Genomic DNA, 14771 nt, shown 5'->3' on the forward strand with positions numbered 1-14771 from the left:
TGCCGAGATTGCCTCCGACTATCCCAGCCGCTCGCGGGCGACCTTCTCCAGGACCGTGAGCGGCATCGCGCCCATCGTCAGCAACCGGTGGAACGCCTTGGGATCCCAGTTCGCACCGGCCTTGCGCTTGGCCTCGTCGCGCAGCCGCACCCAGACGGTGTGGCCGATCTTGTAGCTGCACGCCTGGCCTGGCCAGACCGTATAGCGGTCGATCTCGCCCTGGCTGCGCCCGCGCGCGATCCCCGTGGTGGCGATGAGATAGTCGGTCGCCTTCTCGCGGCTCCAGCGCTTGGCATGCATGCCGGAGTCGACCACCAGGCGCGTCGCGCGGAACAGCAGCGATTGCAGATAGCCGATCTGCCCGAGCGGATCGCCGTCATAGACGCCCATCTCGTCGGCGAGCTGCTCGGCGTAGAGCGCCCATCCCTCGGAATAGCCCGAGTAGAACCCGCGACGACGGATCAGCGGAATGTCCTCGCTTTCGAGCGCGGACATGACCTGGAGATGATGGCCCGGCACCGCCTCATGGTAGCTAAGCGTCGCCAAACCGAATTTTGGCCGGTCGAACGTATCGCGCAGGTTGATGAAGTAAATCGCGGGCCGCGTCCCATCGAGCGAGGCGGACTGGTAATAGCCGCCGGGCGACCCTGCCTGAATGGCCTCGGGGACGCGGCGGACCTCGACCGGCGCCCGTGGCAGGACGGCGAACTGCTCGGGCAGCCGCTTCGTCATGGCGGCGATCTGACCGCGGAGCTGCTCGAGCAGTTGCTCGCGACCGGCATCGGTGTTGGGATAGAGCTGATCGGGGCGCTTGTTCATGGCCACCAGCCGCTCGCCGACGCTGCCTTGCGTCAGCCCCTGCGACTGGAGGAGGCGGTCGACGCGTGCGCCGATCTCCGCCACCTGCGCCAGCCCGAGCCGGTGAACCTCGTCACCGGTCATCTCAACCGTGGTCGCGGCGCTGGCCGCCGCCGCATAATAGGCGTCGCCATCCTTCAGACGCCAGACGCCCGCATCGTGCCCGGCGCGCCCGCGCAGCTCGGTGACAAGCGCACGCTGCCGGTCCAGCGCCGGAAACACCTGATCGGCCATAAGGCGGGCCACGACCGCCGCGCGCTCGGGCGGCAGACCGGCGGCCTTGAGCTTGGCCGACAGATCGGTCACCGGGCCACTTACACCAGGCGCCTTGTCGCGGACCGCCGCGAGTTGCTTGAGCGTGGTATCCAGGATGTAGTCCGGGGCAAACACGCCCCGCGCAGCGTCCTCGCGCTGGCGGTCGGTTTCCGCGTCGATCGCACCAGCGAACGCCTGCACCCGCGCGACATAGGCGTCGGCGTCGGCGGCATTCCGGATGCTGTGCTGGTTGGCCAGAAAGTCTGGCACGTTGCGATAGGCACCCGTCAGCTGCGACAGGACATAGGGCGCGTACCGACCTGCGCTGGCACCGAACGCATAGCGCTGTCCCGCGATAACCCGTTCCAGGCTATACTGCACGACATCGTAATCCAGCTGCGCCGTTGGGCTCAGTGCGTCGCGTCGCACGCTCTTCAGCGCCGCCAGCTCCTGCGTGGCCCGCGCAAACTGTTTCGCCTCGCCGGCGCGGGACGTGTCGTCCAGCCGCGACTTCAGCCCCGCTCGCGCGCCCGTATCGAGACCGAGCGATGTCGCCTGCTCGGGGCTATCCTGCAACCGTTCGTAGAAGAACCGATCGAGCATCGCGCGAAAATCAGCGTCGCGGGACCGCGACGCGGCGCTAACCGCCCCCGGCAGGGCGACGGCCGCGGACAAGAGACTGGTGGAGGCGAGAAATTGACGGCGATGCATGGAACACTCCCGGTGATCTATGCCCGACTGTCTACCGGAGCCCGGTGCGGTCGCAACCGAATTGCAGGCGCTGTACGCTTTGGTTCATCAATCCTCGGCCCAGCGCCGCAGGAGATTGGACTGGGTCTTCGCCAGCAGGTCGAGCTCCGGCGTCTTGCCGAGGCGTTCGAACAGCGCGTGGCGGGCGGTTTCCAGATCGAAGAGCAGTTCGCGGGACTCTGCATCGCGGATCAGGCTGCGGACCCAGGTGACCGCGGCCAACCGTTCGCCGGATGTCACCGGCGCGACGCGGTGGAGCGCGGTCGTCGGATAAACGACCGCATCGCCCGCGGCCAGCTTCACGTCCTGTTCGCCCGCCGCGGACTCGATGACCAGTTCGCCGCCTTCGTACGTGGCGGGATCGGAGAGGAACACGGTAACCGACACGTCGGTCCGCATGCCCCCCATGATCGCGTCGTCGACATGGCTGCCATAGGCCATGCCCGGCTCGTAGCGGCTGAACAGCGGTGGGCGAACCACGTGCGGTCGCGTCGCCATCCGGAACAGCGGGTTGGCGAGCAGGCGGTCGACGACAAGGTCCTGCATCTCCACCAGCCGCGGGTCGGCGCGGTCGACCTGCTCGTTGCGCTTGACCGGGCTGGCTTCGCGGCCCGCCGTCTGGCGTCCGTCGACATAGCGGGTCGCCGCGAGATTATCTCGCAGCGACTGGAGATTGTCGGCGTCGAGAACGTTGGCAATCATGATCAGCATTAGGAATCCCGTGGCATCGGCATGACGTCGGAACGCGCGGCCTAACAGTTTGACTCCAGGCAGCAACCGCCAGGTGAGTAAAGGGACAGAGTATGCGTACGAAATTGTGGATGGGCGTCGGCGCCTTCGTGGTCGCGCAGTCGGGCCAGGCGATGCTGACCGAAGCCACCGCCAAGCCGTTGGCGACGTCGGTCGACCAGATCGGTGAAGGCGGCGAAAGCGAGCGCGGCGAGGGGGAAGGCGAAGGCGAGGGACGGCAGGTCGTCCGCCCGACCAAGTCGCGCCACGTCGTTCGCAATCCGCGCCGCGCGCGCGCTGCGCAACAGCATGCCGGCCAGCGTGGCGAAGGCGAATATGAAGGTGGCGAAAACGAGCGCGGCGAAGGCGGCGAGGGCGAACGCTGATCCCACGAGGCGTCCCCGCGTACGCGCGCGGGACGCCTCAGGGAACCGAGATCAGGTCTCCCGCCCTGGCAAAGACGGACGGGTCCTTAGCCTCTGTCCCGTCCAGATGGAGATACGCCGCGCTGAATTGCGCGAGCGACTTCAGGCGAGCCGGATTCGCGATGGTCAACGTCCGGCTGCGTAGCTCGATCAGCCCATCCTCGCGGAACCTCTGAAGGACGCGGTTGACGTGCGACGGAGTCATCCCCGTGGCATCGGCAAGGTCTGTCTGGGTGATCGGAAAGTCGATCGCGTTGGTCTCGGTCGCCCCGCTGACCCTATAGCGTACCAGCATTTCGTAGAGCAGATGCGCAAGCCGCTCCGTCGCGTCGCGCCGGCCTTGATCGATGATCCGTTCGCGCAATACCCCGAGATCCGTCATCGTACCCCACCACAGGGCTTCGGAAATGGGTGACGCCTCGCGCAGCAGCGTCCTCATTTCGCTCGAATGGATCATCGCGGTCGTGCTGGCGGTCAGCGTCCCGACCGCGTGATCCATCTTCTTCAGGATGAAGATCTCCGCATCGCAAAGATCGCCCGGGACAAGGAACGCCATGATCTGCCGTTCGCCGTCGGGCAGGATCTTGTACCGGCAGGCAAGTCCGGTGAGCAGGACATGGCAGTAATCCGAGTGTGCGCCATCCGCGATGATGTCTTCCTGCGCCTGAAATGCCTGCTGCCTCGACGCCAGCACCGTATCGAGACGCGTGCGTTCGTCCGCGGTGAACGCGGTGAACTGCTCCATCTTCGTAGCCCAGGGATTGCGCATTGTCGTCCGATCTGGTCGAGGCGAAATGCCAACCACTCTCACTCAACGCACGGGCGGCGGCGATGGGCAACGCGCGACATGTCATCCGTTGGGTTGCGATCAACGCTTCGTGGTCGGTAATTAAATTACGAACACTGTGATCTAGCGCAGAGAATTACCGCATAACATCGTTTAAAACTCCTGATGCAGCCAATAATTGAACTGCATGGGTTGCGCGTTACCGCAACGGTGTAACCGCGATGTCTCTGATAGCAGACGATATTCTTGCGCCGGCGTTAAAAAGACTTGAGCGGCGATCGGCATTGTCGGCAGGCGATCGCTCTGCATTTCTAAGAATGCCGTTCTATGTAAAGCAGATGGTGCCTTCGGCGTACATCATCCGGGAGCAGGATCTGACGAAGACCTGTTCTATCCTGCTGTCCGGCTTTGCATTTCGAAGCAAGGTCCTCGGCAATGGCGGTCGGCAAATCCTGTCGGTCGACATCCCCGGAGAAATTCTCGATCTTCAGCACGCGTTCCTCGGCAAGGCCGACCACAGCATTCAGATGCTGACGGCGGGGACTGTCGCCTTTGTCGCCGCGGACGCTGTACGGGACATTGCCTTTGCACACCCGGCGATCGGTCGGGCGATGTGGCGCGAAACGCTTGTGGAGGGGTCGATCTCGCGCGAATGGATCGCCAATATCGGCCGGCGCGATGCGCGGACGCGCGTCGCGCACCTGCTCTGCGAGATCGCCGTCCGCCTCCATGCCGCCGGGCTGATCACCGGAAACCGCTACGAACTGGCGATGACGCAGGAGCAGCTGGGCGATGCGACGGGCCTCACCCCCGTCCACGTCAATCGCACGCTGCAGAAGTTGCGCGCCGATGGGCTGATCACGCGCGACAAGCGCTCGATCACGATTGAGGACTGGAAGGCGCTGTCGGCGGTCGGCGATTTCGTCACCGACTATCTGCACCTCGAGACGGAACATGGCCCGTCCTCGATCCTGAACGGCGGCTATCATGCCTGACGTGATCGCGCCGACCGATCCGGATCGACTTGGGCAGAGTCATCATCGAGCGCAACATGCCCGCGCATGCACCTGATGGCGTCCGCAAGGCGGATCCTGTTTCCCAGCCGCTGAACGGCCTCGCCGTATTGCTGGTCGAGGACAATATGATCGTCGCGCTGACCGTCGAGAACTTCCTCGAGGACTTCGGCGCACGCCGCATCTGGACCGCATCGCATGTCGAGAGCGCCAGCAAGATCCTCGACCGCGAGACGGTCGAGATCGCGATCCTCGACATCAATCTCGGCGAGGATACGAGCCTGGGCATCGCCCGGCGGCTGCGCGCTGAGTCGATCCCGTTCTTCTTCGCAAGCGGCTATGGCACGGATGCAGGGCTGAGCGCCGATCTCGACGCCAGCCTCGTCGTGCGCAAACCTTACGGCAAACGCGATCTGCAAAAGGCGATCATCTCCGTCCTGGGAATGTAACGTCCGATCCCGCACGTCCGATACTGCCGGGGAGGTGCCGCAACCCGCCCCGTCGATGCGACGCACTGTGCATCGATACGACGCCGAACGAATTGGTCATGCAGAAATAGCCTGACGGCACCCCATGGTATCGCACCCACCGTGGCAAACCCCTGAAATTGGCCATGCCGGAAGGCCTTGACTCGGTCACCGCACGCCGTAAGATAGCGCTATCAATAGCCTGCTACAGACGGGCGTGATCGGGGGGTTGGATGGTTTTGGCGCTTCAGTTTTGTTCGATCACCATGCCGCGACGCCTTGTGCTTCGCGACGCCTGACGCGTCTCCAGACACCCACCAAAACATGCTTTCTCGCCGCAACGACGGCGAGGTTTCAGAGAGGATCCTGATCGTGGTACCTTATAAGACGGCACCTGGCCTGACACGCGCGGCCTTGTTGTGTGCGACGACATTGGCGGCGCTTTGCGCGACGATGGCAACGGCGCAGACCATCCCGCCGACGCAGGATCCATCGCCCCCCGTGGCGCAGGACGGCGCACCCGCCGCCGCCACACCCAGCGATGCGCCGCCCGCCGCGAGCTTGCCCGATGCCGATCAGAGCCCCGGTGCGATCGACGCCGCGAGCAGCAACGACATCGTCGTCACCGGCTATCGCTCCAGCCTCGCCAAGTCGACGAATGCCAAGCGCGCGTCGACCGGCTTCACCGATTCGATCTTCGCCGAAGATATCGGCAAGTTCCCCGACACAAACATTGCCGAATCCTTCAACCGCATCCCCGGCATCACGATCACGCGCGACGTGACCGGCGAAGGCACCAACGTCGCGATCCGCGGACTTGGATCGAACTTCACCAACGTGACGCTCAACGGCGCGACGATCGCGGTGGCCTCGTCGGGCGCGACCGATGCGCAGGGCACCGATCGATCGGTCGATCTGAGCTTCTTCCCGACCGACCTGTTCACCAAGCTGACCGTCAACAAGAGCTACACCGCCGATCTTCTCGAAGGCGGCGCGGCGGGCAATATCGACCTGCGCTCGGCACGGCCGTTCGATCGGGCGACCTCGTTCCTGGCCTATAACGTGCAGGGCACCAAGCAGTCGCCCGAGGACCGGATCGGCGCGCGCGGGTCACTGATCGGCAGCTGGCGCAACGACAAGGTCGGCATCCTCGCCGGCGTGTCGGCGCAGCGGCTTTTCACCGACACGCGAGGGTTCGAGACGATTGGCTATACCAATCCGGCCCTGTCGACCCCCAACAGCATCGCCGGTACAACCAACGGCGTCCAAAACACCCCTACCGCTGCACAGACACTTGCCGCCCAGTGCCGTGCCAACAACACGAGCTGCAATAGCACCAGCGGCGGTAACTGGACCATCCCCGGACTGGTCCCGGCCGGCGCTGGCGCCGGGTTGGTCGCCGGCACGGTGATTAATCAGGATTTCCTGCTCGCGAACAATCCGGGTGCGACGATCCAGCAGATCGACAACGCGCTGCTCCCGCGGCTCGGGCGTTCGACCAGCATCCGCGGACCGCGAGATCGTCTCAACGCGATCGTCAGTGCAGAGTGGCAGCCGACCGACACGCTGCATTTCTACATCGACGGCCTGTACGGCTACAAGAAGAACGAGCTGATCCGCGAGAACGTGGCGTGGATCGTCCGCAACGGCGCGATCATCCCGACCAACCTGACGTTCGACAAGGCGGATTGCACGGTCGGCTGCGTCGTCACCGGCGGTACCTTCGCCAATGCGCAGTTCTTCAACGAATTCCGTCCCTATACCGAGACGACGAAGCTGTTCAGCATCAATCCGGGCGGCGAGTGGGACATCTCCGACAAGCTCAAGCTTAACCTGCAGGGCAATTACGCGCGCTCGACCTTCCATCGCGAAAGCCCGTCGGTCGGCCTGACGACTCCGCTCGGCGTCGGCAACACCGTCACCTATACCAATAGCGGCAACGGCATTCCGACGATCCAGAGCGGGCTCGACCTCAACGATCCGGCGAATTTCGGCTGGAACGCGGGCAGCCGCGTGAACATTCAGGACGAGCGCCGCCTCAACAAGAGCAAGGGCGCGCGCGGTGACCTGACCTGGGGCGGCACGGGGCTCAACCTGAAGGTCGGCGGCGCGTTCGACGACGTGTCGCGCCGGATCACCGGCTTTGACAACAGCCAGGCGTGGCAGAATGCGGTCTGCGGCAACAACCCCAGCGTCTTTGTCGGCTCGCCCAACTCGCAGCCGCCGTGCGCCGGCCTGAACGCACCGGGCGCGGCACCCGCCGGCTATCCGACCTATCCGGGCTATGGCACCGGGGCGACCGCCGGCATGACGGGGCCGGTGACCTATGGTGGCTCGCTGATCCCCAATTCGGCGGTGCCGGGCTATCTCAGCCCCGGTCCGGCAGGGTTCGTGACGGTCGACTGGCCGAAGTTCGCGGCCGCCAGCAACTATGATTTCTACCACGACAACGCGCCCGAAACCGGTGCGGCGAACACCGGCGCGAGCGGCGGTGCGATCCGCGAAGTCGTCAAATCGGCGTTCGCAACGCTGAATGGCGCGCAGGAACTCGGCGGCAACATGCTGCGGTTCAACGTCGGCGTGCGTTACGTCAACACGATCCAGACGATCACCGGACGCGTGTCGTTGCCCGATCCGCGCAACACGACGTCGACCGGCGCGGCGCTGCCCGATGGCAGCCGCTATCCGAACCTGGTCAGCAACGTGTCGACGCGCAACGAATATGCCAAGTGGCTGCCCGCAGCGACGTTCGCCTATGACGTCAGCGAGCATGCCGTGGTCCGCGTCGCGGGATCGCGGACGATGACCCGTCCCGATCCGTCCGCGCAGCTGCCTGGCGTCAACTTTGGTGCGCCGTCGGCGGATCAGGCATCGATCGGCAATCCGGCGCTCAAGCCGTACATGTCGACCAACCTCGACCTGGGCTTTGAATATTATACCGGCCGCGAAGGCGTCGTCAGCTTTAACGCGTTCCGCAAGTCGATCGAGGGGTTCACCAACACCGCCATCGCCACCGTGCCATTCTCGAACCTGGCGCAATATGGCATCACTTACGACACGCTGAACCCAACGCAGCAGATCGCGCTCAACTCGCGCGGCGGCCCGACCGTCGCGCAGGTGCAGGTCACCTCGCAGGTCAACGTCCCCAACAAGCTGACGATCAACGGCCTCGAATTCCAGTGGGTCCAGCCGCTCGACTTCCTGACCAAGCACATCGGCATCACCGGTTTCGGCTTCAACGCCAACGCCACGATCGTCGACCAGCGCAGCGACGGTCCGGCACAGGCGTTCGGCGTGGCGCCGTTCACCTACAACATCACCGGCTATTATGAGAAGCATGGCGTGATGCTCCGCGTGTCGACGACGTCGCGCGAAGGATCGCAGAACAGCGGTACGGCGCAGAACGGCATCCCGGCCGCGGCACTGTTCGGCACCGACTATACGACCTACGACTTCTCGTCGTCGTTCGATCTCGACAAGATCTTCGGCCTGAAGAACGCGCCACAGCTGACGATCAACGTCGCGAACTTCACCAACGCGACGCTGCGGTCGTACTTCCAGTTCGAGAACGCGACCTTCACGCAGTACAAGCCGGGTCGTCAGTTCCTGATCGGTCTGCGCGGGACCTTCTAGGACGATCGGCGGGGCGGTCGCGATGCGGCCGCCCCGACGGCACGATGCGCCCGAGGGTCGCGCGACGAGGTGGTCAAAGCTCAGCCTCGGTCGTCGCGCCGTGCGACGATGGCCTTTCCAGGCGGCCGCGTCCTGTAGTAGCATCTGCAGCAATTTGAGATTGGTAAGTCCGATGGCGAAAGCTGCATCACGCACCATTGTATCTGCGAACGGCCCCTACGACGCGCCGGCCAATCATCGCCTGTACCAGCGGATCGCGCGGCGGCTGGTCGAGGAACTGACCGGCGGAACCTATGCGATTGGCGATCGCCTGCCCGCGGAACGTGAACTCGCGACCGAATACGGCGCGAGCCGGCCCGCCGTCCGCGAGGCGCTTATCGCGTTGGAAGTGCAGGGTTTCATCGAGGTTCGCGTCGGCTCCGGGGCGTATGTCTCCAGGCTTCCGGGGCAGGGGGAGGAGCCCGGCTTCGCGATCACCGCGTTCGAATTGACCGAGGCGCGGATCCTGTTCGAGGGCGAGGCGGCGGCGTTGGCAGCGGCGCAGATCACCGATGCGGAGGTGGCGCACCTCGACGCGCTGGTCGAGGCGATGACGACCGAAAACCTGCTCGCCGAAGTCACCGAAGTCGCCGATCGCGACTTTCACATGGCGATCGCGAAGGCGACGCGGAACGCCGGTGTCGTACGCACGATCGAGGATCTGTGGCATTTGCGGTCGACATCCCCCGAATGCGCGCTGCTTCACGCCAAGGCGCGCAATGCGAAGGTCCGCCCGGTAGTCGCCGAACATGCGGTGATCGTCGAGGCCTTGCGCGCGCGCGATGCGGCCGGCGCGCGCGCGGCAATGCGTGCGCACCTGACGTCGGTCATGGATCACCTGCTGTTCCAGACCGAGGAAATGGCGATGGAACAGGCCCGGCTCGCACTGGCCGAAACGCGGCAACGCTATGGCAGCGGCACCGGCGCGTAGCGCTAACGTCAGCCAGGACTTGCAACATGTCAGACCAATTCTATAGCTTGGGTCGACACGGTGGATCGTGCGTCAGGCGCGCGACGACTTGATACGGGGATAGGCGGCACATGATGATGACCCAGACCATGCGCTGGTTTGGCCCGAACGATCCGGTGCCGCTGCATGCCATCCGCCAGGCCGGTGCGACCGGGATCGTCACCGCGCTGCACGAGGTCGCCAATGGCGAGGTCTGGACCGCAGACGCGATCGCCGTACGACGCCGGATCGTCGAGGACGCCGGGCTCGAGTGGAAAGTGGTCGAGAGCCTGCCCGTCGCGGAGGCGCTGAAGACCCGGTCGCCGGACTGGGATCGGTTGATCGAGGCCTATGTCGCCAGCCTGCGCAACCTGGCGGGGCAGGGCGTCGAGGTGGTCACCTATAATTTCATGCCGCTGCTCGACTGGACCCGGACCGACCTGAGCTGGGCCTTGCCCGACGGCGCACGCGCGCTGCGGTTCGAGCTTCGCGCGCTTGCGGTGTACGACATCCACATCCTGCGTCGCCCCGGTGCCGAGCGGGACTATGCGCCGGACGTCGTCGCGGCGGCGGCGGAACGCTTTGCGGGCATGGACGACGCAGCGCGGACGACGCTTGAGCGGACGATCATCGCCGGGCTGCCGGGCAGCGAGGAGAGCTTCAGTTCACCGCAGCTGCTCGCGCAGATCGAGACCTATGCCGATGTCGATGCGGCGCGGCTTCGGGCCAACCACGTCGCGTTCCTCGAGGCGGTGTGCCCGGTCGCGGAGGCCGAGGGCATCCGGCTGGTGGTGCATCCCGATGATCCGCCCTTTCCGATCTTCGGTCTGCCGCGCGTCGTCAGCACCGAGGCCGATGTGAGCGCGCTGTTCGCGGCGGTGCCCTCCGTCGCCAACGGGCTGTGCTTTTGCAGCGGATCGTTCGGCGTGCGCGCGGACAACGACCTGCCCGGCATGGTGCGACGCCTCGGTGACCGCATCGGCTTTGTCCATCTGCGCTCCGTCCAGCGCGAACTCGACGGCGCGTTCCACGAGGCGGCGCATCTGGAGGGCGACGCCGACATGCCCGCAATCATGGCCGAACTTGTCGCGTTGCAGGCGCGCACCGGGCAATCGCTGCCGATGCGTCCCGATCACGGTCACCAGATGGCGGACGATCTCAACCGGCACACCAATCCGGGCTATTCGCTGATCGGGCGGTTACGCGGACTGGCGGAGTTGCGCGGGTTGGAAACGGGGCTCCGCTACGCACGCGGCGCGGCTTCGTCATAGGCAACGCTATCTAGCGGTCACACGCGTTCGAGCAGCAACGCGATCCCCTGGCCGACGCCGATGCACATGAACGCCATCGCATAGCGGCCGCCGGTACGGTGGAGCTCCTCGACGGCGCTCATCGTGATCCGTGCGCCGGACATGCCGAGCGGATGGCCGAGTGCGATCGCGCCGCCGTTGCGATTGACGCGCGGATCGTCGAACGGATCGATGTCGAGGTCGCGCAGCGTCGCGATCGCCTGGCTGGCGAACGCTTCGTTCAGTTCGATCACGTCGAGCTGGTCGAGCGTGATGCCGCCGATCCGCATCAGCTTGCGCGCCGCCTCAATCGGGCCGACGCCCATGACCCGCGGCGCGACACCCGCTGCCGCCATCGCGACTATCCGCGCGCGCGGCGTCAGGCCGTGGCGCGCGGCGGCCGCCTCGGACGCGATGAGCGTCGCTGCGGCACCGTCGTTGAGGCCCGATGCGTTGCCCGCGGTGACGGTGCCGTCGGCGCGGACCACCGGTTTCAACGACGCCAGCGCCGCCAGGCTGGTGCCGCGCAGATGCTCGTCTGCGGCGAACAGGATCGGGTCGCCCTTCTTCTGCGCGAGCGTGACGGGCACGATCTCCGCGGCGAAGCGACCGCTCGCCTGCGCAGCGGCGGCCTTTTGCTGGCTGGCCAGCGCGAACCGGTCCTGATCTTCGCGACTGACCTGCCATTGCTCGGCGACGTTTTCGGCAGTCTGCGGCATGGTATCGACGCCGTATGCCGCCTGCATCGCCGGATTGACGAAGCGCCAGCCGAGCGTCGTGTCCTCCAGCTTCTGTGCGCGATCGAACGGGGCCTGCGCCTTGCCCATGACATAGGGCGCGCGCGTCATGCTCTCGACGCCGCCTGCGATCATGAACGTCGCATCGCCGCTGCGGATCGCGCGTGCGGCCGATCCGATCGCGTCGAGACCGGATCCGCAGAGCCGGTTGATCGTCGATCCCGAAACCGCCTCGGGCAGTCCGGACAGCAGGACGGCCATCCGCGCGACGTTGCGATTGTCCTCGCCCGACTGGTTCGCGCATCCCAGGATCGTGTCGTCCACCGCCGCCCAGTCGACGCTCGGATTGCGCGCGATCAGCGCCTTGATCGGCAGTGCGGCCAGATCGTCCGCGCGGACCTGCGCGAGCGATCCGTTGAGGCGGCCAATGGGGGTACGGATCGCGTCGCAGAGAAAGGCGTCGGCCATGATGTCAGTCCTGTACGATGGCGGAATCGAGTTCGGCGATGATCTTGCCCGCCTCGGCAAAGGCGGTGTTGGCCGCAGGCACGCCGGCATAGATTGCCGACTGCATCAGGACTTCCTTCAACTCGTCGCGCGTGAAGCCGTCGCGCATCAGTCCGGTCCGGACATGCAGCGCGAATTCTTCCCAGCGGCCGAGCGCGACCGTGATCGCCAGCACGATGAAGCGGCGGCTGCGGTCGTCGAGCCCCGGGCGCCCCCAGATCTCGTTCCACGCGATCCGCGTGATCATCGCCTGGAAGTCGGCGGTAAAGGCGGTGCGCTTGGCGAGCGAAGCATCGACCCAAGCGTCGCCCAGCACGCGGCGCCGGTTGAGAAGCCCTGCCTCGAACAGGGTATCCGCCGCATCCCGCTTGGCGTCGTTCGGCGCGAGGAAGCCGCGCACCCTCGCGGCGAGCGCAGCCGGGGTTTCGATCGGCGCCAGATGTGCAGCATCGAGATGGACGACCGTTGCGCCCGGGATCGCTGCCGCGATATGCTCGCCATGCCCGGCGAACGGCGTCGAGGTGTCGCGGTCGCCGGCGACGACCAGCGTCGGTACCGCAATACCGGGCAGCCGCTCGATCACCGCCATGTCGCGGATCGCCGCGCCGCATCCGGCATAGCCGTCATCCGCCATCGCGATCAGCCCGGCGCGCACGCTCTGCGTCGCACCGACATGCGTTTCGGCAAATTTCGGCGACAGGAACCGCCCCATGGCCAGGTCGGCGATCGCGACCGTGCCCTCGGTGCGGACCTTGGCGATGCGCGCCTGCCACGCGGCTGCATCCATCGTCGCCGACGTGCAGATCAGCGCGAGCGCTGTGACTCGCGTCGGGTGCCGCAACGCCAGCTCCATCGCGATCATGCCGCCGAGCGACACGCCCGCAATCGCGGCGTTCGTCACGCCCGCCGCGTCCATCACCGCGACGACATCGTCGGCGAGCATCGCGAGCGTATAATCGCCCGCCGGCGCATCCGATGCACCATGCCCGCGCGTATCGATCCGCAACAGGCGGAACGCGGGCAGGAGGTGCGGGACGCTCGTGTCCCACAGCGCCATGTCGGTGCCGATCGAGTTAAGCAGGACGAGCACCGGCAGATCCGGCGCGCCGTCGAGCTTCCAATAGAGGCGCACCGCCTCGCGGACTGCAAATGGCATGACCTTATCCTTGTTGGCGGGTGATCAGCGCGCGCACGATCGCGGCGCTGTCGCCGATGTCGGTGCCGATCCCCGCGGCGGCGAGGTTGCGGGCGATGGCAGGCGCGTCGATCTCCAACCCCTCCGCGATATCCGCCATCGCCGCGGCGGATCCCGCGGCCAGCAGGAACAGGTCGGCGAGGACCGGTGTCTCCGCCTGCCATCCGCCGAGCCCGCGCTCCTCTTCCTGCGGCAGACCGCCGAGCAGCGAGGTGGCAAGACCGGGCGCCCTGATCGCCGCCGACAGCGCGACCTGGCACCCCGTCGGATTACGCTTGTGCGCCATCGCCGATGATCCGCCGCGTCCTGCGACGGCGGGCTCTCGCGCCTCGCCGACCGCGTTCTGCGACAGCAACGCGACGTCGCGCGCCATCTTGCCGAGCGCGCCGATCGCCATCGCCAGGCTGGTGCCGATCGCCGCGACGCCGATCCGGCGCGCATGCCACGGGGCTCCTGTGCCGAGTCCGAGCATGTGCGCCATGTGCGCCGCCACGGCCTCGCCCGTTCCGTTCAGGCCGGCGCGGGACCCGGCTGCACCGCCGAGCTGGAGGAGTGCGTGATCCGCGACATCGCGCCGTAACCGCGTCGCCGCATCCTCGATCCCCGCCATCCAGTGCGCGATCCGCAAGCCGAACGCGACGGGCAGCGCGTCCTGCAACAAGGTGCGGCCGATCGCGGGCGTCTCGGCATGTCGTGCGGCCAGATCCGCCAGCGCGACCGTCGCGCGGGCAAGATCCGCGAGTACCAGATCCGCCGCCGCACGGGCTTGCAGCATCAGCACGGTGTCGGCGACGTCCTGGCTCGTCGCGCCCTTGTGCACCGCCGCCGCGGCCTCGCCGCCGACCGCTGCCCGCAGACGCGCGACCAGCGGTATCGCCAGCGTGCCCGCGAGCGCCGCTTCGTCGGCGAGCTCGGCGGGATCGATGACGAGGTTCGCACAGGCGTCGGCGATCGCCTGCGCGACATCGGGCGGGATCACGCCGGTCCCGACCTGCGCCTGCGACAGCGCGGACTCGAACGCCAGCGCGTGCGCGATCGTCGTGCGATCGGAGAAGACCGCCAGCATCGCGGGCGTCGTCACCGGCCGGGTGCGCAACAGATCGGTCATGCGGCTATCGGTCATGATGCGGGCGGTCTT

12 protein-coding genes are annotated in these 14771 nt (G+C 66.3%); 6 read left to right on the plus strand and 6 right to left on the minus strand.

The window, feature by feature from the left end; genetic code table 11:
- Nucleotides 1-18: 18 nt before the first annotated feature.
- A complete protein-coding gene (locus ASE79_RS07760) occupies nucleotides 19-1824 on the minus strand; it encodes a DUF885 domain-containing protein (RefSeq protein WP_056414329.1) in 1806 nt (601 codons plus the stop codon).
- An 87-nt stretch (nucleotides 1825-1911) separates the two neighbouring features.
- Nucleotides 1912-2574, minus strand: coding sequence for a Fe2+-dependent dioxygenase (locus ASE79_RS07765; RefSeq protein ID WP_056414332.1), 663 nt, complete (start codon nucleotides 2572-2574; stop codon nucleotides 1912-1914).
- Between the two features lie 92 nt (nucleotides 2575-2666).
- On the opposite strand from ASE79_RS07765, the gene ASE79_RS07770 reads away from it, so the two are divergent.
- A complete protein-coding gene (locus ASE79_RS07770; protein ID WP_156359599.1) occupies nucleotides 2667-2978 on the plus strand; it encodes a hypothetical protein in 312 nt (103 codons plus the stop codon).
- Between the two features lie 37 nt (nucleotides 2979-3015).
- Here the strand turns inward: ASE79_RS07770 and ASE79_RS07775 are convergent, their stop codons facing one another.
- Nucleotides 3016-3786, minus strand: a complete 771-nt coding sequence (locus ASE79_RS07775) for a Crp/Fnr family transcriptional regulator (RefSeq protein ID WP_082445170.1) — start codon at nucleotides 3784-3786, stop codon at nucleotides 3016-3018.
- Between the two features lie 335 nt (nucleotides 3787-4121).
- Between ASE79_RS07775 and ASE79_RS07780 the strand changes: the two genes are divergently transcribed.
- From ASE79_RS07780 to uxuA, 5 genes are all read left to right on the plus strand, one after another.
- A complete protein-coding gene (locus ASE79_RS07780; RefSeq protein ID WP_235516803.1) occupies nucleotides 4122-4799 on the plus strand; it encodes a Crp/Fnr family transcriptional regulator in 678 nt (225 codons plus the stop codon).
- A 29-nt stretch (nucleotides 4800-4828) separates the two neighbouring features.
- Nucleotides 4829-5266 (plus strand): response regulator, encoded by a 438-nt coding sequence (locus ASE79_RS07785; protein ID WP_056414339.1) that lies wholly within the window; start codon nucleotides 4829-4831, stop codon nucleotides 5264-5266.
- Between the two features lie 471 nt (nucleotides 5267-5737).
- Nucleotides 5738-8917, plus strand: a complete 3180-nt coding sequence (locus ASE79_RS07790; RefSeq protein WP_200910353.1) for a TonB-dependent receptor — start codon at nucleotides 5738-5740, stop codon at nucleotides 8915-8917.
- 172 nt (nucleotides 8918-9089) lie between these two features.
- Complete coding sequence (locus ASE79_RS07795; RefSeq protein ID WP_082445172.1) at nucleotides 9090-9887, plus strand: FadR/GntR family transcriptional regulator; 798 nt, start codon at nucleotides 9090-9092, stop codon at nucleotides 9885-9887.
- 113 nt (nucleotides 9888-10000) lie between these two features.
- The gene (gene uxuA, locus ASE79_RS07800; protein WP_235516804.1) at nucleotides 10001-11176 is read left to right on the plus strand and encodes a mannonate dehydratase; all 1176 of its coding nucleotides are present in this window, start codon (nucleotides 10001-10003) and stop codon (nucleotides 11174-11176) included.
- Between the two features lie 17 nt (nucleotides 11177-11193).
- Here uxuA and pcaF read toward each other — a convergent pair whose 3' ends face one another.
- Genes pcaF through pcaB form a run of 3 tightly spaced genes read right to left on the minus strand, consistent with a single transcriptional unit; the run spans nucleotide 11194 to nucleotide 14756 of the window.
- Nucleotides 11194-12399, minus strand: coding sequence for a 3-oxoadipyl-CoA thiolase (gene pcaF / locus ASE79_RS07805; RefSeq protein WP_056414346.1), 1206 nt, complete (start codon nucleotides 12397-12399; stop codon nucleotides 11194-11196).
- A 4-nt stretch (nucleotides 12400-12403) separates the two neighbouring features.
- Nucleotides 12404-13594: a 3-oxoadipate enol-lactonase gene (gene pcaD / locus ASE79_RS07810; protein ID WP_056414349.1), complete on the minus strand. Its 1191-nt coding sequence runs from the start codon at nucleotides 13592-13594 to the stop codon at nucleotides 12404-12406.
- 4 nt (nucleotides 13595-13598) lie between these two features.
- A complete protein-coding gene (gene pcaB, locus ASE79_RS07815; RefSeq protein WP_235516805.1) occupies nucleotides 13599-14756 on the minus strand; it encodes a 3-carboxy-cis,cis-muconate cycloisomerase in 1158 nt (385 codons plus the stop codon).
- Nucleotides 14757-14771 lie beyond the last annotated feature (15 nt).

This window comes from Sphingomonas sp. Leaf28 (assembly GCF_001421685.1).
Taxonomy (GTDB): Bacteria; Pseudomonadota; Alphaproteobacteria; order Sphingomonadales; family Sphingomonadaceae; genus Sphingomonas; species Sphingomonas aurantiaca.